Here is a 24,902-nt window from a genome sequence, read left to right on the forward strand (position 1 = left end):
ACTATAAGTTATCTATGAAAAAGGAGGATCGGTCATTGTTTCGAAAATTACTCTTTTCCATCATTTGCACACTGCTTATAATAAGCCAGCTTCAAATGATGCCAAAGCCTGCATCAGCTGAAACAAAAAAAGCAGTTATCGCAGCGGACGGATTAAACATCAGAAGCGGCCCTGGATTAAGCTATTCCGTCATCGCCAGTGTAAAAAAAGGGGCTGTATACAGCATCACAGACCAGAAAAATGATTGGTATCAAATTCAATTATCTGGTAATAACAAGGGCTGGGTAGCCTCATGGCTAGTAACCCTTCAGCAATCTTCCGAAGCCCCCAAAACAAGCTCAGGCAGCACTTCGGACAAGGTCAAATCAACTGCTGAAGACTTGAGAATACGCAGCGGTCCTGGAACAAGCTTTCAGGTAACAGGCACATTTGACAAGGGACAAACGGCATCATTTGTCCAGCAAAACTCAAATTGGGTTGAGATCTCTTATAAAGGAAAAAGGGGCTGGGTTTCCAGTCAGTTTGTTATTTTTCTAAAGAAGGAACAATCCAAAGCACCTGCTTCATCCGGTGCAACGAGCGGCAAGGTTATTGCCACTTCACTGAATGTACGCAACAAGCCTTCAACATCAGCCGACACCATTGGAAGCTTGAAAAAGAATGCTTCTGTTTCAATCACAAAGACACAGGATAAATGGCACGAAATTCAATTTAAAGGCCAAAAGGGCTGGGTACATAGTGATTTTATTTCCACTGGTTCCGTTCAATCGCCTGTGGGAAGCTCCAAAAAAGGAAAAGTAACAGCAAGCTCACTTAACGTCCGCAGCGTCGGCAGCTTAAACGGCTCTGTAGTCGGTTCCATCTTAAAAAATGCAGAAGTCATGATTCTTGAATCTAAAAACAGCTGGCATCATATTCAATACTCTGGAAATAAAAAAGGCTGGGTTTCCAGTTCCTTTATTTCAATTGTTAACGGGCAAGGAAATACTGGCAATGAAAAACCAAGTCAATCTAAAGTCAGTATTTTGCAAGATGGCACTAATATTCGAAAAGGTCCAGCTACAAATCAAAGTATTCTGAGACGTGCTAATGCAGGTGAGCAATTTTCTGTTATCAGCAAAGAAGGAGATTGGTTTAAAATCCAGCTCTCCGGCAATACCTCCGGATATGTGGCAGGATGGGTGGTATCACAATCAGGTGAAGGAAGTTCTGTTACAAGGCCTGGCGGAGATGTTACCTCATACTTAAAAAATAAAACCGTTGTTTTAGATCCTGGCCATGGCGGACGTGATGGCGGAGCAATCGGCACCCGAGGAACCCTTGAGAAGAACCTGACGATGTCTACTGCCAAACTCGTCTTTGATAAACTGAAAGCTTCTGGGGCAGACGTGCATTTGACGCGCAGCTCTGACAGCTACATCAGCTTAAGCTCACGGGTAAGCACATCCCACTACAGAAATGCAGATGCTTTTATAAGTTTCCATTTTGACAGCATTGATAATAGGAGCGTCAATGGAATGACGACTTATTATTACAGCGGATCTAAAGATAAGCCGCTGGCATCACCTGTACATTCTGAATTAATGAGACAAACAAAGTTAAAAGACCGCGGAACGAAATTTGGAGATTATCATGTTATCCGTGAAAATAATCAGCCTGCCATTCTCCTGGAACTGGGGTATGTCAGCAACAGCACCGAAGAATTGACTGTCCGTTCAAGCACTTATCAGGAAAGAGTTGCACAAGGGGTTTATTATGGACTGGCACAGTATTTTAAATAAGTATGCGAAAACACTCGGGCTCTGGCCTGAGTGTTTTTTTTAATGCGGGTTTGGTTGTGATCTTATACGGTAAGGATGTTGACGCACTTTTTTCTGGATGGGGATGTTTTTCTGTTCCATACACTCGCTTTGACGCACTTTCTTCTGGATGGAGATGTTTTTTCTGTTTCATATACCCGCCTTGACGCACTTTTTTCTGGATGGAGATGTTTTTTCTGTTCCATATACCCGCTTTGACGCACTTTTTTCTGGATGGAGATGTTTTTTCTGTTTCATATACCCGCTTTGACGCACTTTTTTCTGGATGGAGGCGTTTTTTCTGCTCCATACACTCGCTTTGACGCACTTTTTTCTGGATGGAGATGTTTTTTCTGTTTCATATACTCGCTTTGACGCACTTTATCCGGGCATAGCGATTGAATAATATCAACTTAATCAGTGGAACACCCAATACCTATCGATATGGTCTTTAAGTAATTAATTTCTAATACCGCTTTTTTACATCCATATTTTTCCACAAAACAATTATTTTATATTTTCCCAAACAAAAAGAAAAACCGCCAGGCACAGTGCCCGGCGGTCTTCTTAATTCGCTTGTGATTCGAGAATCAGGGTAACAGGACCGACATTTGTGAACGATACATCCATCATTGCGCCAAACTCACCTGTTTGTACTGTAATTCCTTTTTCACGAAGCTTTGCATTGAAGTAATCATATAAAGGCTGTGCTTGATCAGGTTTAGCAGCTGCCATAAAATTTGGTCTTCTTCCTTTTCTGCAATCTCCGTAGAGAGTAAACTGCGAAATAGATAAGACTTGTCCCCCCACATCCATCAGGGAAAGGTTCATTTTTTGCTCTTCGTCTTCAAAAACTCTCAGATTGGCAATTTTATCTGCAAGATAATCAGCATCCTGTTCAGAATCCTCATGGGTGACCCCCACTAAAAGCATGAATCCTTCAGAAATTTTGCCGACAGTTTCGTTATTTACTTTTACTTCTGCATGTCTGGCACGCTGTACAACTATTTTCAAGACAGAAAAACCCTTTCTAATTCATGATTCTTCTTACAGAATAAATATCAGAAATTTGCTTAATCCGCTCCACTACTTTGTGAAGATGACTTATGTTGGAAATAGCAATCGCCATGTTTATCGTAGCTACTTTGTTCCGGTCAGATTTGCCTGCAACAGATGAAATGTTTGTCTTTGTTTCGTTGACAGCCTGAAGGACTTCGTTAAGGAGCCCTCTGCGGTCATAGCCGAGAATCTCGATTTCAACGTTGTACTCTTTGCGGCCATCAAGCTGTGTTTCCCATTCAACAGGTATAAGACGGGCCTGTGCCTCGTCGGTATGCACATTAGGGCAATCGTCCCGATGAACAGAAACCCCGCGTCCTTTTGTGATAAAACCGACAATTTCATCACCTGGTACAGGATTGCAGCATTTTGATAAACGGATCAGCAGATTGTCAATTCCTTTAACACGGACCCCGCTGTCACGTTTTTTTGAGGAATAAGGACGAACCTCAGAAATCACTTCTGAAATATCTTTCTCTTGTTCCATATCACGTTTTTTGCGCCATTTTTCAGTTAACCGATTTGCAACCTGGGCTGCTGTGATGCCGTTATAACCTACAGCAGCATACATGTCCTCATCGTTTGAGAAATTGAATTTTTCAGAGACACGCTTTAAATTATCGCTCGTTAAGACCTCTTTTAATTCAAAGTCGAGATTTTTAATTTCTTTCTCAACCATTTCTTTGCCTTTGTCAACATTTTCCTCACGGCGCTGCTTTTTGAAGAATTGGCGGATTTTATTTTTCGCCTGAGACGTTTGGGCAAGCTTTAGCCAATCCTGACTAGGTCCATAGGAATGTTTGGAAGTCATGATTTCAATGATGTCGCCTGTTTTTAATTTATAGTCCAGGGTGACGATTTTGCCGTTTACTTTTGCACCGATCGTCTTGTTGCCGATCTCTGAATGGATGCGGTATGCAAAGTCAATCGGAACAGAGCCTGAAGGCATTTCGATCACATCGCCTTTAGGCGTGAAAATAAATACCATATCTGAAAATAGGTCGATTTTTAATGATTCCATAAACTCTTCTGCATTGGTTGTATCATTCTGGAACTCCAGAATTTCCCGGAACCATGTTAATTTTTGTTCAAGAGTTGATTGCTCTTCGGCCTCTTTGCCTTCTTTGTATGCCCAGTGAGCAGCAATCCCGTATTCTGCAATCGTGTGCATGTCATTTGTGCGGATCTGAACTTCCAGAGGATCGCCTTTTGGGCCGATCACTGTTGTATGCAGGGATTGATACATATTAGGTTTTGGCATGGCTATATAATCTTTGAATCTTCCCGGCATCGGCTTCCAGCATGTGTGAATAATGCCGAGAACGGCATAGCAGTCTTTAATGCTGTTTACGATAATCCGAACGGCCAATAAATCATAGATTTCATTAAACTGCTTGTTCTGAAGTGCCATTTTCCGGTAGATGCTGTAAATATGTTTTGGGCGGCCTGAGAAATCGGCTTTTATATTTACTTCATGAACACGGTTTTTCACTTCATCAATGACTTCTTCTAAATAAAGCTCGCGTTCTGCACGCTTTTTCTTCATTAAATTTACAATGCGGTAATACTGCTGCGGATTCAAATAGCGCAGAGCTGTGTCTTCAAGCTCCCACTTTATCTTTGAAATCCCCAACCGGTGTGCAAGCGGCGCAAAAATTTCAAGGGTTTCATTAGAGATTCTCCGCTGCTTTTCTTGCGGCAAGTGCTTAAGTGTGCGCATATTGTGAAGACGGTCAGCAAGTTTAATTAATATCACACGAATGTCCTGTGCCATTGCGACAAACATTTTACGATGATTTTCAGCCTGTTGTTCTTCGTGAGATTTATATTTAATTTTTCCTAGCTTTGTAACTCCGTCCACTAGCATGGCGACTTCATCATTAAATGTTTGTTTCAAGTCATCAAGTGTCACGTCCGTATCTTCTACGACGTCATGTAAAAATCCACCCGCGATAGTCGACGGATCCATGTCCAAATCAACTAAAATCCCTGCGACCTGTATAGGATGAATAATATATGGTTCACCCGATTTTCGGTATTGTTCACGATGCGCCTCTTCTGCAAAATCATAGGCTTTCTGAATGAAAAGCAAGTCTTCATCCGTTAAATATTGTTTTGCCTTCTCTATGACCTGCTCAGCAGTCAGTACTTGTTCATTAGCCATGGAATCACCTTTACAATGAAAACTTTATTGTACCTATTATCATTAAAAACACAGAAGATGTAAAGAGATATACAGTCTTTTCTATGTCCAATTAATGGCTGGTACCTGCCTTAATATAGAAAAAGCACCCATTCCCGAGTGCTTTTCGCTATGTGATTAAAACTTCATCAGTGTCAAAATATCGTAATCATCCAATTTGCTGCGGCCGTCAAGGTAGCTTAATTCGATTAAGAAAGCGATGCCGGCTACAACTCCGCCAAGCTCTTCTACCAATTTGATTGATGCTTCAATCGTTCCGCCTGTAGCAAGCAAATCATCTGTGATTAACACGCGCTGACCTGGTTTGATGGCATCTTTATGCATTGTTAGCACATCTTTGCCATACTCAAGTCCATACTCTACGCGTACAACCTCGCGAGGAAGCTTGCCTTCTTTGCGGACTGGCGCAAAGCCTACTCCAAGTGAATAAGCTACAGGACAGCCGATGATAAATCCGCGGGCTTCCGGTCCTACAATTATATCAACGTTTTGTTTACGCGCATATTCAACAATTTGATCTGTTGCATAGCGGTAAGCTTCACCGTTGTCCATTAGTGTTGTAATATCTTTAAACTGAATACCCGGCTTCGGATAATCTGGAACCACTGTTACATACTTCTTTAAATCCATATTAAGTTTGTCCTCCTCATGCATTGACAAGCGTTGACGATATTTTCATTCTTTCATCAAACCATATTTTTAAATCCTGGTATGACGAATATAGTAGCGTATTTTCAAGCTCTAATTGCTGAAGCTTAGAAGCATACGCAGTAGATTCGGCTAGATCTCTTTTTGGCGGATGATGATTGACAGAAATAATGCCATTCTCTATTGTAGCAAATTCCAGGTCAAAAAACACCTGTGACATGAAATCTATTGTTTCTTTTGACCAGCCTTTATGCCGGGCAAGCGCTTCTGCATGTTTTTTTAAGTCAAATGACCCTTTTTGTTTCAAAAATCCATAATACCATTTGAAGTGTTCCCTCGTTGGTATTGTGGCAAAAAAATGTTCCGTATGCTGATGAAAAATTGCATAGATCCGGTCCGGGCGCGCTCCTGCAAAAAGGGCATTCAGATGTTCTATAGAAGATGGCGTGTCAATGAATGTGACATATTTATCTTTTAAATCCAAGTCGCCCGAAGCATGGCCGCTTTCCAAAAATAGAATATTGAGATCCGAGCCTTCAAGCATAGAGAGCGTTTCTTTTTGGAAAACGATATGGACATTTTTTTCATCATTTATTTTTTCAATCGCTTTTTGAAGATTGCGGGTTCCTCTTGCATCAAACAGCTGCCACTCATTGACAGCGAGATCCTGGATCATGAATTGCGGCTTCCGGAAGTTATTCCATTCATTAATAGATAATTCACCAACCATTGACACTTTTGCAAGAGGAGCCATATGATCATGAAGATGCCCAAATCCGAATCCGATACAATCGAGCTGCTGATGATTTTGTTCAACCGCCAGTTTCAAATGTGTTTGATCTGACCCTATCTTCCTCATTGACCCTAATTGAACGGAGTCAAGCAGGAAGAGAGGCTTCGGGTTGCTCATGCCAAACGGAGCGAGCAGCCCAATTTCTTCGATGGAGTCCGTAGTGATTTCAGCAAGAGTACATTCCGCATCAATCGTTTTGATGGGTATGAAATCTTTGTCAGTCAGCCTCTCAGCCGCAAGGGCATTCAATCGCTGTCTCAATTGGTCAACATCATCAATATCAAGTGTCATTCCAGCTGCCATTGGATGTCCTCCGAAATGCGGCAGAATGTCCCGGCATGTTGACAAATTAGCAAATAAATCAAAACCCGCAATGCTTCTTGCAGATCCTTTAGCCATTTTCTTGCCGTGGTCAATGCTTAAGATAATCGTAGGTCTATAATATTTCTCTACCATTCTCGAAGCTACAATTCCGACAACGCCGGGGTTCCAATCTTCTTTTGCTAGAACAAGAACCGGATTTTCTTCAATCGGATACATGGATTCTACTTGTTCGATTGCCTCTTCCGTAATTTGCGAGACGATTTTCTGTCTTTCTTTATTGAGCAAGTCAATGTCTTTTGCAAGACTTTGTGCCTCATCATCATCTTCTGACATAAGGAGATGAACGGCCGGATCAGCAGATTCCAGCCTCCCTACGGCATTGATCCGCGGACCGATGGCAAATCCAATCGTCTCTTCATTTACATCTTTTCCATCAGCTCCTGCTGCTTTAAGCAGCGCTTTTAACCCTTTTCGTTCTGTACGTTTTAATTGCTGAATGCCAAGGCGTGCAATCAGCCGATTCTCGCCGTGAAGCGGAACAAGGTCCGCGATGGTTCCTATTGCGGCAATTTCAAGCAAATGCTCTGGTGCTTTGCCAAGCAGTGCATGGGCAAGCTTAAAAGCTACGCCCACACCGGCTAACTCTTTGAAAGGATATTGGCAATCAGGCTGCTTTGGATGGATAATCGCATAAGCATCAGGAAGAACCGGTCCTGGTTCATGATGATCGGTTATGATCAGATCAACGCCCAGCTCTTTTGCAAGAGCTGCTTCATTCACAGCCGAGATCCCTGTATCAACCGTAATGATTAAAGAAAAACCTTCATCATGAGCATGGCGGAAAGCCATCTCATTTGGACCATATCCTTCAGTAAAACGATTAGGTATATAAAAATCAGCATTAGCTCCGAGTGAGGTAAGCGTTTCGAGCAAAACAGTCGTAGAGCTCACTCCATCTGCATCATAATCTCCAAAAATCAAAATCTTTTCTTGATTAGTAATCGCATCGTTAATACGCTTAACAGTTTTGTCCATTCCAAGGAGCATGAATGGATCCAAAAAACCATGCTTTTCAATATTCAGGAATTGGTCGGCCTGCTCAGCAGTTTCAATTCCGCGATTTATTAACAGGGAAGCTACCAGAGGCGTAACTTTCATCGTATTTATCAATTCATCAGCCTTATCCGGATGGTGGTTAGAAACATCCCATCTAGTCTTCGCTTTCAGCAAAAAAATCACCCCTTAACCTCACTATTATACTAGAGTGGGTAAGGGGTGACAAACTGGAAATTATAATTCGTCTGATGTCTGGCCGATTTGCTTAGCTCCGTGCGCACTGCTTGTTGTTTCATGAACAAACGGATCTTTTTTAAGCGCTTCGTTTTCATTTATAAGCTCTGCCTTTTCCTTTTCCAGAACTTTCACTTTGCGCTGAAGAGCGTAAATTCTTGTCAGTCCTGCAGAAGCAATCATAAGCCCTCCAAGCAGAACGGAACCCAGAACAATCAGAATAAGCGGCCATTTTGCTTGACCGAATAAATAGTCAACTTCAACAGGATCCACATTTATGACAGCAAAAACCGCAACAATAAGTGCAAAAAGAATCGCAAAAATAAAACTCCATTGTCTCTTCATTTTCTTTCCCCCTTCTGAAAATCTCTCTTCTTTATACCCTTTTCTTAAATTCATTCAAACAATTACGAGTAAAGGGATGTTCTTTGGCCTAATAATATCTTATCCAGATACAGTTAAAATTAAAAAACCGCGGTTGCTCGCGGTTTCTCTTTTTAAATGACTGGTTCGTCATTTTCCTGAACTTTTTTTATCGTGCTTTTTTTCTTAATCTCTTTCCATTTCCAGATCATCCATAGCTGTGCTGCTATAAATAATGAGGAGTAAGTGCCGGAAATTAATCCGATAAGCAGGGCTATTGAGAAATTCCGAATCGATTCGCTTCCTAATATCAACAAAGCAATAACACAGAATACGACTGTCAATACCGTATTTACTGATCGTGTGAATGTCTGCTGCAAGCTTCTGTTTACAATACTTTTTAGATCATCATACGTTTTGACTTTTGTCTTTTTATATAGCTCCCGAATCCTGTCAAAGGTTACGATCGTGTCATTAATAGAATAGCCCACGATAGTCAGAACCGCTGCTATGAACGTAACATCCACTTCCAGGCGGGTAATACTGAAAACGGCGATAATGAAAAATGCGTCATAGAGCAGGGCAATAACAGAAGCGATTGCCATTTTATATTCAAATCGCAAGGAAACATAGATGATGATCCCAAGTGAAGCGATTAAAACACCATACATCGCATTTCTCGCCAACTCTTTCCCAACTGTAGGCGAAACCGTGCTGACACTTGGTTCCTTTCCATATTTTTCATTGAAATACTCTTTTACTTCAGCGATCTCATCTTTATCAAGTACTCCGATAAATCTGGCTACCGCGGTTTGATTTTGGTTGCCGGATAAAACGATATCCTTCGCCTCAAGGTCAAGATTCGCAAGCTCATCTTCAACTTCTTCAGCTGTTAAGGTCTTTTCCGCTCCAATCTCTATCCGGGTTCCGCTTGAAAAATCAATCCCAAGATTCAATCTGAACACAAGAATGAGAATCACTCCGGCAGCAAGCAATATTCCTGATGCGGCAAAGAATTTTTTCCGGTGCTTAACAAAGTCTACCTTATCAAACTTTGTAGGAGCATCAACATCTTCTGTTGATTTGCTCAAATCTATAATGTCTTTCTTATTCACTCCAAAATACCCTGGCTTTTTATCAAGCCACTTGCTTTCCACCAATAATCCAAGCAGGATTCTGCTTAAGAAAACAGATGTTAAAAAGCTCACAAGTATACTTAATACAAGACTCGTTGCAAATCCTTTGACCGCACTGGTCCCGAAGAAAAACAGAACTCCGCCTGCAAGCATCGTTGTGATATTCGCATCGAAAATAGTGGCAAAGGAACGGCGGTTTCCAGCTCTGTACGCTGATCTTATGGACTTGCCAAGCTTGATTTCCTCTTTAATTCTCTCGTATGTAATGATATTGGCATCAACTGCCATCCCGACTCCCAAAATCAGGGCTGCTATACCCGGGAGTGTTAAAACAGCATTCATCCAATCAAAAACTTGAAGGACAAGATAAAGGTATGCACTTATAGTTACGATTGCAATGATCCCCGGCAATCGATAGAAGTAGAGCATAAATAAGAAAATAAAGCTGATCCCGATAACTCCCGCTAGAACCGTTTTCTGCAGCGCTTCTTCACCAAACTGCGCTCCTACTGAAGTAGAATAGGTTTCATCGAGTTTAACAGGAAGTGATCCAGCATTTAGAAGATTGGCAAGATCTTTAGCTTCTTCAACTGTGAACTGGCCTGTAATCGTCACATCGGTTGTATTAAAAACTTCTCCGACGTTTGGATTTGATAAAAATTTCGGTGATTCTTTTGTGACTTCTTCTTTATATGAGTCGCCTTCTTCGTAATCAAGCCAAATAACAAGCTGATTTTCAGGCTGCATCGCCACGATTTGCTCTGTTACGTTTTTAAACTTCGCGGCATCCTTAAGTTTAACTGCCACGATCGGTTCTTGTGTATCTGGATCAAAGGTCTGTTTTGATGCGCCTTCCACAAGATCCGAGCCATTCATCATGACTTTATCATTTACATCCCGAAATGTGAGCTCTGCCTGAGTGGAGAGAATTTCCCTTGCCTGGCTTTGGTCCTTTACTCCTGCAAGCTGAACTCTGATTCTGTTTTCTCCTTCGATTTGGATGTTAGGTTCACTGACACCAAGCACATTCGCTCTCTTTTGAAGAGCATTCACTGTACTTACCAGTGCATTGCGGTCGATCTTATCGCCTTTATTTGCAGGCTCTACATCATATAGGATTTCAAAGCCGCCCTGAAGATCAAGTCCAAGCAAGATATTATCTGCAGCTTTGTTTCCAAAAACTCCAATCAAACTGCCTACGCAAAGGACGAGTAAGAAAAAACCGATAATGCGTCCTTTTTTCACCATGTTGTTTCCTCCTTAGAAAAAAACCATTCAATATGTATTAACTTTCATTGATGCCGAGTTTTTTGCCTTCTTCACTTTCAAACCAGCTGCCCGCCTTATAAGATTCAATCGTTGCGAATGTCATGAATTCATTTGGTTTGATGGCCATAATATCAGCTACCATTTCATACACCATGAGCTCATTTTTTTTCTTCCATTTTTTATTTCTTAGGAAATTCCAAAGCTCTGCTTCTGTGACCTCGCCATAATCGAGGATTTTAAATTCCTCTGCTTTGCTGACTAGCGCCGGCTTTACGTGATGGCGATATTTTTCAATTTCGTCTTTTTCCATCATGACACGCTCCTTCACCTGATCATTTGCGGGATAATTTATCTTGAATAAGCCTTTGCTTGAACATACTTGTCATGCTTGGCCAATCATAGCGCATATAGTAATTGTATATGATTACAAGCTATTTGAGAAGGCAGGGAAAGCCAATGTCCAAGCAAACATTTTTACAGGGAACATTAATATTGATAGCTGCCGGTCTGATTACCAGGGTTCTGGGGTTTATAAACCGAATTGTTGTGGCGCGCTTTATAGGGGAAGAAGGCGTTGGATTATACATGATGGCGATGCCCACGCTTGTCCTAATTATTACGATTACCCAGTTCGGGCTGCCTGTTGCAATATCAAAATTAGTTGCAGAAGCTGAAGCCGAAGGAAATCAGCGGAAAATCAAAAAAATCCTGATCGTCTCTCTTGCGATTACAGGGTCACTTAGTCTTTTATTCACTCCGGCCATCATTCTTCTTGCTCCCTACTTGTCAAACTCATTGCTGACAGACCCAAGAACGCTGTATCCGCTGCTTGCGATTACTCCAGTCGTTCCCATTATTGCGATTTCATCTGTTCTCAGGGGTTATTTTCAAGGAAAGCAAAACATGAGGCCAGCTGCGTTATCACAGGTGCTTGAACAAATTGTCCGGATATCTTTAATTGCTGTTTTTACAAAAACGTTCCTTCCGTACGGGATTGAATATGCTGCAGCAGGGGCCATGGCGTCAGCCGTCATCGGAGAACTGATTTCTCTGCTTTACTTATTCTCGATGTTTAAGATGAAAAAGAAATTCAAAATCAGAAGAAAGTTCTTCAAATCATTGCAGGACGGTAAGGATACGTTTCAAAACTTAATGAGCATTGCACTCCCAACAACAGGAAGCCGCATGATCGGTTCCATTGCCTGGTTTTTTGAACCGATTGTTGTTGCACAAAGCTTGGCCATTGCAGGATTTACAGCAGCCATGGCAACAAAACAGTACGGTGAATTGACAGGGTACGCCCTTCCGCTCCTTATGCTGCCGTCATTTATTACATACTCCTTATCTACCGCACTTGTCCCGGCAATCAGCGAAGCCATGGCTCAAAAAAAGCTGCACCTTGTTCAGCACAGACTTCAGCAGGCATTCAGACTATCTTTAGTGACAGGCGGTTTCGCCGTCGTTATTTTATATATCTATGCTAATCCAATGATGACGGTCATGTACGGAAGCAGCCACGCTGCGATCTTTGTTCAGGTCATGGCTCCCTTTTTCATCTTTTACTATTTCCAGGGTCCTCTTCAGGCAGTTCTGCAGGCGCTTAACCTGGCAAAAGCGGCAATGATCAACAGTTTTGTCGGTTCAGCCATTAAAACAGCCTTGATTTTCCTATTAGCAACCCGCCCATCACTCGGTATTATGGGAGCTGCCCTTGCCATTGTAGCAGGAATCATGCTTGTCACGCTGCTTCATTTAGCAACAGTCCTGAAGGTGGTCTCCCTGACCATTCGGATTGGGGAATATGCCAAGTGCTTTTTGACCATGATTCTCTCAGGAATAGCGGGTTATTATTTCTATCAAATGCTCTCACTAAGCATGAGTATTAATTTAATCATTTCTGTCACCTTTACTTTCACGATTTATTGCATCCTTCTGATCGCATTACGCTTAGTTCTTAAGGAAGAATTGCAAAGAATTCCATATGTAGGAAACACACTTTCTAAGCTGGTACCGCGGCGTTAATATTTATTTTTCATCTGTCAGGTCGATAAAAAAAGCCCCCTTATTATGTGTACACAAGGAAATATTCTTTAAATCGATGTAGCCAAGATCTCTAAGCTGCTGCCTTAGCCACAAGTTAGTCTTGCCGATCCTGAATAAATTTTCTTCTTGAATCAATCCGTCAATAATCAATGGCAGCTGCAGTTCCTGATGTTCATGTTCATGTTCATGTTCTTTTTTTATAACAGATAGCTTTCCTGATGGTTCAAGGATGGCAAAATCCACTTCGCTGATATCGTTAATCTCCTTCTCCCTGAGCTGGATGAGGAGATCATCAAAATTATAGCGCTGCGTTTTCATGGCATGTTCATTGATTTTGCCTCTATCTATGATGATTGTCGGCTTTCCGTCCAGCAGTTTTCTTACTTTCTGATTTTTTAGCGACAGATAGGCAAGGCCAATCTGGATGCCAAGCAGCAGAAACATGGGAATGACGGTATGTATCAATGGATCCTCCGTATTTTCGATGGCCATAACTCCCATTTCTGCGATCATTAAAAAGACAACAAGATCCAGAATGCTTAATTCGCCAATTTCCCGTTTTCCCATCAGTCTGAAGATAATAACGATCATTACATATAAAAAAATCGTCCGTGCCATTATGATTATAGCCTCTTCCACCAAATTGCCCCCTTTGCTTACACAGTTACGTTTATTTTGAGCGGATAAATCATTTTCATGTAAAGCAAATTGATTCTATTTTCATTTGATGTGAATAGGATGGTAATAAGACGAGCAAAAACAAGCTGACTGGACTAAGGGGGAGATTGCAATCGAAACGCGAAGATGGAGTAAAGCCATTCTTTACGGATTATCCAGTATTTTAATGGCAGCACTTGCAACAAGCTTACTTTTTTCATTGCTGCTTAAATTTACGGCTTTGACGGAAGATTCTATTAAATGGTTTATACTGGGACTCTCATTTTTAGCCGTTTTCATTGGCGGATTTATTGCCGGAGGAAAAGGAAAAGAGCGCGGATGGCTGATCGGAGGCACAACCGCAATCCTCTATACATTAATTATTTTTTTATTTCAATTTTTAGGCTACGGGAAAACATTTACAATGGAGCAGACCATGTATCATGGGGGCTTCCTTGCGATTGCTATGCTGGGCGGGGTAATGGGAGTAAACTTGTCCGGCTCGTCTAAATAGACATCTTGATGCGTTCGTTCTATAAATGGAAACTAAAAAGAAGCGCATTAAATAGCGCTTCTTTTTGGTTATGCCCTATGTATTTAGGCCTTTTCCATTGTGATGCCTTTTTGCTCAACAACGTCGCGAACAGCGCGGCGGTCAAATGTCAGGCGCGAGCCATCACCAGCTTTGATGATTACTTTTTCTTCATCGATTGAATCAACGATGCCATGCATACCGCCAATCGTTACGACTTTGTCGCCTTTTGACAGACTCTCCTGCATTTCACGCACTTTCTTCTGCTGTTTCTGCTGAGGACGGATCAATAAAAAGTAAAAGATCGCAAACATTAAGATTAACGGTCCAACCGTAGTCAATAATTCCATTTTTTTCACCCCTTTCAAATCTTAAAAGTTTTTAGCATTCGGCTTGTTAAAACCATATTGTTCAAAGAATTCATCTCTGAAATCGCCTAATCGGTCTTCACGGATTGCCTGTCTTACTTGCTCCATTAATTTTAACAGAAAATGAAGGTTATGGTAAGAAGTTAATCGAATGCCGAATGTCTCGTCACACTTCATTAAATGACGGATATAAGCGCGGCTGTAATTGCGGCAAGTGTAGCAGTCGCAATTTTCATCAATCGGACCGAAGTCACGGGCATATTTAGCATTTTTCACTACTAAACGGCCGCTGCTTGTCATTAATGTGCCATTTCTCGCAATTCTCGTTGGGAGGACGCAGTCAAACATATCAATTCCTCTAACCGCCCCGTCAATCAATGAATCAGGAGAGCCAACACCCATCAGGTACCGGGGTTTATCGGCCGGAAGCAAAGGCGTTGTCGATTCAAGCACACGGTTCATTATGTCTTTTGGTTCTCCAACGGAAAGGCCCCCGACAGCATAGCCCGGGAAATCGAGTGAAACTAAATCTCTTGCACTTTGCTTTCTTAATTCCTCATATTCTCCGCCCTGTACAATCCCGAATAATCCCTGATCGTGCGGACGCTCATGCGCATTCAAGCAGCGCTCTGCCCATCTGCTTGTCCGCTCTACAGATTTTTTCATGTAGTCATATTCAGCCGGGAACGGAGGGCATTCATCAAATGCCATCATAATATCAGAACCGAGCGCATTTTGAATTTGCATCGCCTTTTCCGGCGAAAGAAACAGTTTGTCGCCGTTCAGATGATTTCTGAAATGAACGCCTTCTTCTTCTATTTTCCGGAATTCACTTAAACTGAAGACCTGGAAGCCGCCGGAATCCGTTAAAATGGCACGGTCCCAGTTCATAAATTTATGAAGACCGCCAGCTTCCTTTACAATTTCATGGCCAGGGCGCAGCCATAAATGATACGTATTGCTCAAGATGATTCCAGCACCCATCTGCACTAGCTCTTCCGGCGACATTGTCTTTACAGTAGCAAGTGTTCCAACCGGCATAAATACTGGCGTTTCAAACGACCCGTGAGGGGTATGAACAATGCCGAGTCTTGCACCGGTTTGTTTACAAGTTTTAATCAATTCATAACGTATTGGTGATGATGACACCTTTTTTCCTCCTTCAAGGCTGTTTTTTCTTTAGATGATAAGCATGGCATCGCCAAAGCTGAAAAATCGGTATTTTTCCTTGACTGCCGTTTCATAGGCATTCATTACATGCTCTCTTGTTGCTAACGCACTTACAAGCATAATCAAAGATGATTTTGGCAAGTGGAAGTTTGTAACCATACCGTCAATAGCACGGAATTCATAGCCGGGATAGATAAAAATATTTGTCCATCCGCTGTCTTCAATGAATTTTCCTTCATTTTTCGAAGCTATTGTCTCAAGAGTGCGTGTTGAAGTTGTCCCAACCGAGATAATCCGTCCGCCTTCAGAGCGCACTTGATTGAGCAGCTGAGCTGTTCCTGCACTCATTTGATAAAATTCAGCATGCATTTCATGTTCTTCTACTACTTCAGCGTTTACAGGCCGGAATGTTCCCAAACCAACGTGAAGAGTGATAAACGCAATATGAACCCCTTTATCTTTCAATTGATCTAAGATCTGCTCCGTAAAATGAAGTCCTGCCGTTGGGGCTGCAGCTGATCCTCTCTCTCTTGAGAAAACTGTCTGGTACCGCTCCTGGTCATCCAGCTGTTCTTTGATATACGGAGGCAGCGGCATTTTACCCAAAGCATCTAAAGCCTCATAAAAAATCCCATCATATTTGAACTCAAGCAATCTCCCGCCGTGTTCAGACTCGCCAGTGCATACTGCATGCAGAACGCCGTCTCCAAATACTAGTTCCGTGCCAATTTTCACACGTTTTGCCGGCTTCGCCAGAACTTCCCAGACATCTCCTTGCTCTTGCTTCAGCAAAAGCAGTTCAATTTTTGCCCCCGTATCTTTTTTCTCCCCAATTAAACGGGCAGGCAGCACGCGGGTATTATTAAGAACAAGACAGTCTCCCTTATGGAAATAATCAATGATTGTTCTGAATTGTTCATGGTGAATCGAACCTGTTTCTTTATCAAGGACCATGAGTTTAGAAGCATCGCGTTCAATAAGCGGCACTTGTGCAATTAGTTCCTCAGGCAAGTTAAAATCAAATAAATCTACTTTCATTGTTTTTCACCTTTTCTATTATTTGAACCGTCCGAAAACATTAAACAAGATTGTCAGTAAGATACTGATCACAATTGATGTAACAATCGGAAAATAAAAAGTCGTATTTCCTTTTTTGAATACAAAATCTCCAGGCAGCCTTCCAATGAGCTGCATAAATAATCCTGCGAAAAAAAGAACGGCACCTATCATCATCAGGATTTTAGGAAATTGGGTCATTTTTCAGGGGCCTCCATTTGAAAGTGATGGTAAACTGCTTCCGTTACCATTCTACCCCTTGGAGTGCGTTGTATAAAACCGATTTGTAAAAGATATGGTTCATATACGTCTTCAATTGTATGGGATTCTTCTCCAATTGTAGCTGAAATCGTATCAATTCCAACTGGTCCGCCCTTATATTTCTCAATTATTCCCATTAAAAACTTATGATCAATATGATCGAGGCCCAGTCTGTCGACCTGAAGTTTTTCCAGTGCATCCTTAGCAAGCTTTCCCGATACAGTTGACTCTCCAAGCACCTGGGCAAAGTCCCTCACCCGTCTTAGTAATCTGTTGGCAATTCGCGGAGTCCCCCTCGATCTTCTTGCAAGCTCGAGCGAAGCTTCTTTTTCCATGCCAATTCCTAAAATATCTCCGGTCCGTTCAACAATAAGAGACAGCTGCTGTTCATTATAATATTCAAGTCTGCTGAGAACTCCAAACCGATCTCTCAGCGGAGCCGTGAGCAAGCCGACACGAGTTGTGGCTCCAATAAGTGTAAACGGGGGCAAATCCAGACGGACAGACCGGGCCGATGGACCCTTTCCAATCACAATATCAAGACAAAAATCTTCCATTGCAGGATACAGCACTTCTTCAATAGAGCGCTGAAGACGATGTATCTCATCAATAAATAACACATCACCAGGCTCAAGCGCTGTTAAAATCGCAGCGAGGTCACCCGGCCTTTCAATAGCTGGTCCAGATGTTGTGCGGATATTTACGCCCATTTCATTTGCAATAATTGTTGCAAGCGTTGTTTTCCCAAGGCCCGGAGGACCATATAAAAGGACGTGATCCAGTGTTTCGCTTCTAAGTTTTGCCGCTTCAATAAAGACTTTCAGGTTTTCTTTTACTTTATCCTGGCCGATATATTGAGATAAAGTCTGAGGTCTTAAGCTTAGCTCGATTGCACCTTCATCTAAGTCCGCTTCACTTGATACAAGACGTTCATCCATGTCTTTTCACCTTACTTTAATAGCTTTTGCAAAGCTTTTTTCACATACTGATCTGTCGATAAATCTTCTTCCATCAGGGATGGAACGACCTTATTTATTTCTCGTTCAGCATAGCCGAGCACCTTCAGAGCTTCAAGCGCTTCGTTCAGCGCTTTTGAGGCTGTTTCTTTTTGTTCGTGCTCTTCATGGGTAAACAAGTCCGGAGCAAGCTCCCCTGCTACATCGGCAAGTTTCCCTTTTAAATCAAGAATTATCTGTCTGGCAGTCTTCTTTCCTACACCGGGAAACTTAATAAGGAACTTCTCGTCCTCATTTTCAATCGCACCGACTACTTGCGAAGGGTTTCCTGAAGCAAGTATGGCGAGAGCTCCTTTTGGCCCGATTCCTGTAACGTTCAGGAGCTTCATAAATAAAGCTTTTTCTTCTCTTGTATGAAAACCATATAAGGCGAGGATATCTTCTCTGACATGCTGATATGTAAAAATCGTCACTTCTGAAGAGCGATTGCGCTGATAGCTGAATGGATTTGGAGTGTGCACCTGATAACCGATTCCACCATGGTCAATGACAATATATTCTGGGGTAACAAAATCAATATAGCCTTTAATAAATTCAATCAAAACGATATTCACCTCTTTATAACTGTATCTCATTGTATCATAATTTTTTCTTTTGCCTGTAGTAATAATCATTAAAAAACAGAAAAAGCCAGCGCTTTTGCACTAGCTTTCTTTATTTCACATCTGCGGGTGAAGAATATGCTTTATATGACTGAATGACCTCTAAGTATTGATCTTTTGATTGTATGCGGATTCCTTGCCTTAATTCATCATGCTTTCGTGTTTCAAGTTTTCTGACATCAATCTGAAAGAATGACTGAATAATTTCCGAAGCATCGTCCGGCCTTCCATTAAAAATAGAAAAGACACCTTCCGATGATATGCCGAAATACCCGTTTGCTTTTAGTAAAGGGGAGATATCATCCATTTCTTTTTGAAAAATAATCTGATTATCGTCCTGATCAATTAATTGCCAACCTTCATATTTTGCCCAGAAATCTTCCATTGCCAAGATGGTTTCTGTTTTCACTTCTTCACTGATTTCCCCATCCAAATAGATTCGTTCGAGCACCACTGTAACGGTCAGCGGACCGCTTACCTCATAGACTTCATTTTTCTTTTCCGCCGCATTCTCCGATGCACTGGATTCATCCTTATGGAAAGAAGGAATGATGAAAAACAATGTGACTATGACGCAGGCAAAGGCACCAATCAGTAAACGATGAGACGACATCATCACATACACCCCATATCATGAGCTATTTACCATATAGGTAATTATTCGTCATTTCTAGTTTGACCAAAAATAGAAATTTTAACCTTTGATGATTTTTTTCTTTTGATTATGCAGTAATTGGGAAAAACATAAAAAGGGGCATCTTTACAGATAACCCCCTTCATTATTTATCTGGCCTGTTGAAATGGTTCTCTCATCACATTGCCCATATCATCGAAAAGGTCTCTGATATCGGTATCAATTGTTTTTTTCGGCTGTCCGTTCTCAATATTGTCATTAATTGTTCTCACGCGAGAAAAGGTTCCTTCATCTGTGACAACCTGAACTTCTTTACCCTTTGCAGCTGGACGCACAGCATTTAAAACAGCATCTTTAACATTTTTGTCGTTTTTATCATCTGTGTCAATCGCCACAAGCACCTGATCTCCATTTACAACAGTGCGGACATCATCCACTTCTTTGACATCTGAAGCTTTTTCAGAAACATTTTTAGCAATGGCTTCTTCTTTATCGCTGTAATAATTTACTTGCTTCACTTGGCCATGGTAGTTCTCATCTGTTCTGCTGAAACGGTTATCTTTTTCAAGCGTGCCGTCTTCATTAGATAGCGGGGCTGTTGGATTATCCATTCTTCCATTATGAAAAGCATCATCGCGATTATTTACTTTTGTGAAGTAATTATCATTCATGTCGCCTTCCATCATTTCTGTCAATGGTCCATCGTTATCCACGTTATCCACATCATTATTATCGTTTCGGTGCTCATCTGAATAATAACCGATCGGTCTTGTGGAATCATCATATCTTGTGTCAAGTGCGCCTTCATTATTGTTGCACCCTGCAAGTCCAGTTGCAGCTATAGCAATTGCAGCAATTGCAGTAACTTTATGCCTCAATATTAAAACCCCCCTGATTTTTCTATCGCGAGCAAATCCCGCTCTTGTATAGGTTGCTCGTTCAAAGAAGCATTAATCTGTTAGTTAACGGTAAGTTCTTAAAATAATGGAGGAGGTTTTGTATTTGAGCTGACTCGTTTTAATCGTTCATTTAATTCCTTCTATATCGGGGCAAAATAAATCAGGGATTTTAAAGTCCACTTTTTAACAGCTGGCCAAAGAGGATTTTGGCGCATCCCTTACATCAATGGGTAAATTATTATTCCTTTTTTAAACTAAGGCTATGTTAAATCTTAATGTTGTTTTACCCCAAAAGAAAACCGCCCTTTGAAAAGGCGGTTAATTAAACTATCGTTTCCCGTTAGCGGCAATGAATCCCGAAGCATTGTTTCCTAATTTTTCTCTAATGTAACAAGTGAATAAACTGCTCCACCACCACCTGCACCTGACATAGCACTCTGAGAGACAACCTTCCATCCCTCTTGCAAAAGTTGATTTAAATCACTTAAGTTATTCTTCTTATCGGTTAGATAATAAACTACGATTGCCTTTTGCATGATACACCTCCCTCCAGAACTCATTACATCATATATAAAATTTCATAATTTTACCGATTAGTCCATCAATAAGAAGCCGTTCGTTGAAGTTTACTGTTTGTTTCATTTATGTAAACAGACAAGAGGCGACCATCATATTTTTCTTATTCGACGTTGTGTTCTCATATTCCTTGCTGTCTAAGCAGCGAAACCAAGCCAAGTAATTTTGAAGATACTTGGTTGCTACACCGTTGAAGCGGTCAATCCAGCGTTTGAGTCGGCTATGGTCTAAACCTTTTGAATTGACATAGGAACTGAATGCCTGCCATGAAACGGTACAAAGCACGTTTGAATCGGATAACTGACCGCCAATCGCTTCACCCAATTTCGTTGTCCGAATACGCCCACGACCAAGAACGCCAGAGAAAGTCATTTTCTGACGGTCGAGCAACTAATACGCATATTTGGTCGTTGCTGATACCACGAAATTTAGCTTTGCCGCCGCGTTTACGGGATTTGCGTTCAGAAATGTTTCTTTTGCCTTTCTCAGAGTACAAGAAATAGGTCTCGTCCATTTCGACGATGCCTTGGAACGCTTCGGTTGGGATTTGCTTCAGAGCGGAAAGAATTTTATGCCGCCAGTAAAACAAGGTTACATATGTCACTTCTTCACCCAATTTCTCGGCACATTTTCTCAGCGAAAAACCTTCAATCATGCATTCGATGAATCGAACCCAAAGATGAGGTCTTCTGGTGCGCTGAAGCGGCGTGTTTGTGAGGTCGTTAAAAGTTTGACGGCAGAATTTACAGCGGTAACGCTGCCGTTTCACCTCTCCAGCACGCGTCTTAATAACGTATTTTCCAAATCGTACAACAGAATGACTTTCGGAAGTGGACAAGACAAGACCACCTATATGCTTTTGTTCTTGGATTTCATCAATTGCACGAATAGGAGCCGACAGGGGTTTCATTCGAGACTGTAAGAAATATACAAGTTCCTGTTTACCACCTTCATCTAATGCGTCAGCGAGCTTCTTTATTTCCTTTAACTAGACGTTAAATCATCTCCGAATCACATCATTATATCTTCTATTGCGCACTTAATTGTTCAGAATATTCAATTATCAATATCAGGAAATAACATAGCCTAAACTAAAAAAAGAGACGAACTATATGTCTCGTCTCTTACATCTATATTAATCGTCGTCGTCTTCATCATCAAATCTCGGCATCCCAAATTGGCTGTCCTGACCATATTGACCAGGCATTCCTCCGAACTGGCCGCCCTGGCCAGACTGTTCAGGCATTCCCCCAAACTGGCCTCCCTGACCAGACTGTCCAGGCATTCCTCCAAATTGGCCTCCCTGATCAAACTGACCAGGCATTCCTCCAAATTGGCCTCCCTGATCAAACTGACCAGGCATTCCTCCAAATTGGCCTCCCTGACCAAACTGACCAGGCATTCCTCCAAATTGGCCTCCCTGATCAAACTGACCAGGCATTCCTCCAAATTGGCCTCCCTGACCAAACTGACCAGGCATTCCTCCAAATTGGCCTCCCTGACCAAACTGACCAGGCATTCCTCCAAATTGGCCTCCCTGACCAAACTGACCAGGCATTCCTCCAAATTGGCCTCCCTGACCAAACTGACCAGGCATTCCTCCATAGCCTTGGTGTCCGCCGAGTCCTTTGGCTGGACCTCCGCATCCGCAATCTTCTTTATCCATAGCCGGGCTGATTGCCGGCGGCTGATTATTCATTCCCTGATCCCATGCACCAGCTACACCATGCGGCATGTTTGGGCCTCCGCTAAATGCTCCCTGCACTTGCGGCGGAAAGCCATAACCCGGCATCGGAGGAAAGCCGTAACCCGGCATCGGCGGAGACACTGGGTAACAGCCCGGCGGATATCCTCCTGGGCCTCCAAACCCTGGACCCCAAAATCCTGGGCTGCCAAATCCTGGACCGCCATATCCTGGACCGCCATATCCTTGCTGCCCATATGGCATATGCATTTGCTGTTGAGGCATATATGCTCCCATTACGTCGTCGTCGTCGTCGTCATCGTCATAATCAAAAGGCATTTGCTGATTAGGCTGCTGCGGCATTCCTCCAAATGGAGCCTGCTGATACGGCATGCCATATGGCTGCATTTGCGGGCCTCCGAATCCTGGACCCCCAAATCCCGGGCCTCCGAACCCTGGTCCGAATCCAGCACCTGGCATGACTGGTGAAACAGGGTAACAATCATCTCCGACAGGACCGAGACCGAAACCTTCAGGTGCCTGATCCTGCGCTCCGGCTACAGCACCCTGGTTCTGATAAGGAGCCCCGCCCTGGCCACCTGGAAAACCTTGTGGTCCGGGACCGCCTTCATAAGCCCCCATCACCCCTTGCTGCGGCATGCTCGGCTTGTTTTCCATATCCTTTGTAGCCTCCTCTTTCTTAGCAGGTGAAACTGATTTTGGCTTTTCAGCCGGTTTTTGAGCTGGCTTTTCAGCCGGCTTCATCATCTCCGGCAGAACATTAGATGGCTTTGGCGGAAGCTGCGGCTGTGGAGCCTGAGGCATCATCGCCATATTCAGCATATAGTAGTTATTAATATCAAGTTCTGGATATGCTGGCTGTTTAATGTCAGGCACAGGCGGAACATATGGCACCGATGGCTTTTCTTTCGGCACTTCCTTCGGTTTGGTATCTGTTACATCCATCACTTGTTTAGGTTTTTCTTTTGCAAAAGGATGCTCAGATTTCGGCATTTCCTTTTTCCCTGAAAAGCTAACCTTTGTTTCATTTTTAACAGGAACTCCGCTGCTTGGAACTTTTATTTTCATACCAGGCATGATTAAGTCAGGGTTGCTTAGCTGAGAGTTCATTTTTTTCAATTCTTCAAAATCTACCCCATATTTTTTGGCAATTTTCCAAAGCGTATCGCCTTTTTGAACAATGTGGATTTTCAACCTTTCCCCCTCCTATGCTTGAAACTTTATCGCATATGATCAGCAGGCAATTATGCCATTCTTCTTCATCACAACTTATGCTTTAGAAGACAAATATATGTTTCACGCACAATAAAAAAACTGACAAACTTAAGATGAAGGCAGCTTGAGACTGCACTTATTACATCTTATTTTGTCAGTTCAAATTTATACGTGTGCAAGCATGCGCTCTAAAGCGAGGACAGCATGCTCTGTTGTTTTTGGGTCAACTTTTATTTGATTGATAATCTTTCCTTCTTCAAGTCCTTCGAGTGACCATAATAAATGCGGGAGATCAATTCTGTTCATCGTTAAACATGGACACATAAATGGATTTAGCGATACAATTTCTTTGTCCGGATGCTGGTCAATGATCCGTTTTACAAGGTTCATTTCTGTTCCGATGGCCCATTTGCTTCCTGCAGGAGCGGATTCAATCGTATCGATAATATATTTCGTAGATCCTGCCAGATCACTTGCAGCTACAACTTCTCTGCTGCATTCCGGATGGACGATGATTTTCATATCAGGCTTGGCATCGCGTAAATCATCTATATTTTTCACTGTGAATTTTTCATGAACAGAACAATGGCCTTTCCATAAGATCACAATTACATCCTCTGGATTTCCATCATATTCAATCTCGTTTGTCATTGGATTCCAAATCGCCATTTTATCAAGCGGAACACCTAAGTTAAAAGCCGTATTTCTGCCTAAATGCTGATCAGGCAAAAATAAGATTCGCTGTTTCTGTTCAAAGGACCAGCGCAGCATTTTCTCTGCATTTGAGGAAGTGACGGTTGCACCCCCATTTTTCCCGACAAATGCTTTAATGGCCGCTGTAGAATTTACATAAGTCAAAGGCAGAATTGTATCTCCATACATTGCCTGAAGCTTTGTCCAAGCCCGTTCAGTCTGCTCGATATCCGCCATATCAGCCATTGAGCACCCTGCTCTCATATCCGGCAGCAGCACATTTTGACCTTCACTCGTGAGCATGTCTGCAGTTTCGGCCATAAAATGCACTCCGCAAAAAACAATGTATTCTGCCTCGTTATTTTCAGCAGCTGCCTGTGCAAGCTGCAGGGAATCCCCAGTTATATCAGCAAACTGAATAACCTCATCTTTTTGATAATGATGGCCTGGTATCAGCAAACGGCGGCCGAGCTTTTCTTTAATCCGTATTACCCTTTCAATCATTTCCTCTTCTGAAAGTTCTTTATAATGAGGCGGCATTTTTTCATTTGTTTCAAATTGAAGCATATCCAATACGTTCATTGTAATTTC

Annotated in this window: 23 protein-coding genes and 1 pseudogene; 3 read left to right on the forward strand and 21 right to left on the reverse strand. The window is 42.2% G+C overall.

Features of this window, described 5'->3' with window-relative positions; genetic code table 11:
• Positions 1–35: 35 nt before the first annotated feature.
• Positions 36–1,781 carry an N-acetylmuramoyl-L-alanine amidase family protein gene (locus K8L98_RS18305; protein WP_223436917.1) on the forward strand — a complete coding sequence of 582 codons (1,746 nt, stop codon included), beginning with the start codon at positions 36–38 and terminating at the stop codon, positions 1,779–1,781.
• On the opposite strand, the gene K8L98_RS18310 is transcribed toward K8L98_RS18305, so the two are convergent.
• The 8 genes from K8L98_RS18310 to K8L98_RS18345 all read right to left on the reverse strand — a co-directional run bounded on the left by K8L98_RS18310 (position 1,774) and on the right by K8L98_RS18345 (position 11,194).
• Complete coding sequence (locus tag K8L98_RS18310) at positions 1,774–2,109, reverse strand: hypothetical protein (RefSeq protein WP_223436919.1); 336 nt, start codon at positions 2,107–2,109, stop codon at positions 1,774–1,776. The two genes, K8L98_RS18305 and K8L98_RS18310, sit on opposite strands and share 8 nt — an antisense overlap.
• Before the next feature lie 257 nt (positions 2,110–2,366).
• A complete protein-coding gene (gene dtd, locus K8L98_RS18315; RefSeq protein WP_223436921.1) occupies positions 2,367–2,813 on the reverse strand; it encodes a D-aminoacyl-tRNA deacylase in 447 nt (148 codons plus the stop codon).
• A gap of 16 nt (positions 2,814–2,829) precedes the next feature.
• Positions 2,830–5,022, reverse strand: a complete 2,193-nt coding sequence (locus K8L98_RS18320; RefSeq protein WP_223436923.1) for a RelA/SpoT family protein — start codon at positions 5,020–5,022, stop codon at positions 2,830–2,832.
• A 156-nt stretch (positions 5,023–5,178) separates the two neighbouring features.
• Positions 5,179–5,691, reverse strand: a complete 513-nt coding sequence (locus K8L98_RS18325) for an adenine phosphoribosyltransferase (protein WP_223436925.1) — start codon at positions 5,689–5,691, stop codon at positions 5,179–5,181.
• A gap of 16 nt (positions 5,692–5,707) precedes the next feature.
• A complete protein-coding gene (gene recJ, locus K8L98_RS18330; protein ID WP_223436927.1) occupies positions 5,708–8,056 on the reverse strand; it encodes a single-stranded-DNA-specific exonuclease RecJ in 2,349 nt (782 codons plus the stop codon).
• Between the two features lie 60 nt (positions 8,057–8,116).
• Positions 8,117–8,461, reverse strand: a complete 345-nt coding sequence (locus K8L98_RS18335; RefSeq protein WP_223436929.1) for a LapA family protein — start codon at positions 8,459–8,461, stop codon at positions 8,117–8,119.
• Between the two features lie 152 nt (positions 8,462–8,613).
• A complete protein-coding gene (gene secDF, locus K8L98_RS18340; protein ID WP_223443576.1) occupies positions 8,614–10,860 on the reverse strand; it encodes a protein translocase subunit SecDF in 2,247 nt (748 codons plus the stop codon).
• A 40-nt stretch (positions 10,861–10,900) separates the two neighbouring features.
• Entirely contained in the window at positions 10,901–11,194 is a 294-nt protein-coding gene (locus K8L98_RS18345; RefSeq protein ID WP_223436930.1) for a post-transcriptional regulator, read from the reverse strand.
• Between the two features lie 146 nt (positions 11,195–11,340).
• Between K8L98_RS18345 and spoVB the strand changes: the two genes are divergently transcribed.
• Positions 11,341–12,906, forward strand: coding sequence for a stage V sporulation protein B (gene spoVB / locus K8L98_RS18350; RefSeq protein ID WP_223436932.1), 1,566 nt, complete (start codon positions 11,341–11,343; stop codon positions 12,904–12,906).
• 3 nt (positions 12,907–12,909) lie between these two features.
• On the opposite strand, the gene K8L98_RS18355 is transcribed toward spoVB, so the two are convergent.
• Positions 12,910–13,566, reverse strand: a complete 657-nt coding sequence (locus K8L98_RS18355) for a DUF421 domain-containing protein (RefSeq protein ID WP_223436935.1) — start codon at positions 13,564–13,566, stop codon at positions 12,910–12,912.
• A 151-nt stretch (positions 13,567–13,717) separates the two neighbouring features.
• On the opposite strand from K8L98_RS18355, the gene K8L98_RS18360 reads away from it, so the two are divergent.
• The gene (locus K8L98_RS18360; protein ID WP_223443580.1) at positions 13,718–14,098 is read left to right on the forward strand and encodes a TIGR04086 family membrane protein; all 381 of its coding nucleotides are present in this window, start codon (positions 13,718–13,720) and stop codon (positions 14,096–14,098) included.
• A gap of 83 nt (positions 14,099–14,181) precedes the next feature.
• Here K8L98_RS18360 and yajC read toward each other — a convergent pair whose 3' ends face one another.
• From yajC to nadA, 12 genes and pseudogenes are all read right to left on the reverse strand, one after another.
• Positions 14,182–14,466 (reverse strand): preprotein translocase subunit YajC, encoded by a 285-nt coding sequence (gene yajC, locus K8L98_RS18365; RefSeq protein ID WP_223436937.1) that lies wholly within the window; start codon positions 14,464–14,466, stop codon positions 14,182–14,184.
• Positions 14,467–14,487: 21 nt separating this feature from the next.
• Positions 14,488–15,633 (reverse strand): tRNA guanosine(34) transglycosylase Tgt, encoded by a 1,146-nt coding sequence (gene tgt, locus K8L98_RS18370; RefSeq protein WP_223436939.1) that lies wholly within the window; start codon positions 15,631–15,633, stop codon positions 14,488–14,490.
• 30 nt (positions 15,634–15,663) lie between these two features.
• Complete coding sequence (gene queA, locus K8L98_RS18375) at positions 15,664–16,692, reverse strand: tRNA preQ1(34) S-adenosylmethionine ribosyltransferase-isomerase QueA (RefSeq protein WP_223436941.1); 1,029 nt, start codon at positions 16,690–16,692, stop codon at positions 15,664–15,666.
• A gap of 18 nt (positions 16,693–16,710) precedes the next feature.
• Positions 16,711–16,911 (reverse strand): DUF2905 domain-containing protein, encoded by a 201-nt coding sequence (locus tag K8L98_RS18380; protein ID WP_223436943.1) that lies wholly within the window; start codon positions 16,909–16,911, stop codon positions 16,711–16,713.
• On the reverse strand, positions 16,908–17,909 hold the full coding sequence (gene ruvB / locus K8L98_RS18385) for a Holliday junction branch migration DNA helicase RuvB (protein ID WP_223436944.1): 1,002 nt from the start codon (positions 17,907–17,909) through the stop codon (positions 16,908–16,910). The genes K8L98_RS18380 and ruvB overlap by 4 nt, the downstream gene beginning before the upstream one ends.
• Before the next feature lie 11 nt (positions 17,910–17,920).
• Positions 17,921–18,529 carry a Holliday junction branch migration protein RuvA gene (gene ruvA, locus K8L98_RS18390; RefSeq protein WP_223436946.1) on the reverse strand — a complete coding sequence of 203 codons (609 nt, stop codon included), beginning with the start codon at positions 18,527–18,529 and terminating at the stop codon, positions 17,921–17,923.
• A 112-nt stretch (positions 18,530–18,641) separates the two neighbouring features.
• On the reverse strand, positions 18,642–19,205 hold the full coding sequence (locus K8L98_RS18395; protein ID WP_223436948.1) for an intercompartmental signaling factor BofC: 564 nt from the start codon (positions 19,203–19,205) through the stop codon (positions 18,642–18,644).
• Between the two features lie 167 nt (positions 19,206–19,372).
• Positions 19,373–20,101 (reverse strand): YhcN/YlaJ family sporulation lipoprotein, encoded by a 729-nt coding sequence (locus tag K8L98_RS18400; RefSeq protein ID WP_223436950.1) that lies wholly within the window; start codon positions 20,099–20,101, stop codon positions 19,373–19,375.
• 392 nt (positions 20,102–20,493) lie between these two features.
• Positions 20,494–20,658: a hypothetical protein gene (locus K8L98_RS18405; RefSeq protein WP_223436951.1), complete on the reverse strand. Its 165-nt coding sequence runs from the start codon at positions 20,656–20,658 to the stop codon at positions 20,494–20,496.
• A gap of 65 nt (positions 20,659–20,723) precedes the next feature.
• A pseudogene (locus tag K8L98_RS18410) lies at positions 20,724–21,677 on the reverse strand (IS1595 family transposase).
• A gap of 156 nt (positions 21,678–21,833) precedes the next feature.
• Positions 21,834–23,597: a SafA/ExsA family spore coat assembly protein gene (gene safA / locus K8L98_RS26715; protein ID WP_338036987.1), complete on the reverse strand. Its 1,764-nt coding sequence runs from the start codon at positions 23,595–23,597 to the stop codon at positions 21,834–21,836.
• A 186-nt stretch (positions 23,598–23,783) separates the two neighbouring features.
• Positions 23,784–24,893 carry a quinolinate synthase NadA gene (nadA, locus tag K8L98_RS18420; protein ID WP_223436953.1) on the reverse strand — a complete coding sequence of 370 codons (1,110 nt, stop codon included), beginning with the start codon at positions 24,891–24,893 and terminating at the stop codon, positions 23,784–23,786.
• Between the last annotated feature and the right edge of the window lie 9 nt (positions 24,894–24,902).

Source organism: Metabacillus dongyingensis (assembly GCF_019933155.2).
Lineage (GTDB): Bacteria > Bacillota > Bacilli > Bacillales > Bacillaceae > Bacillus_P > Bacillus_P dongyingensis.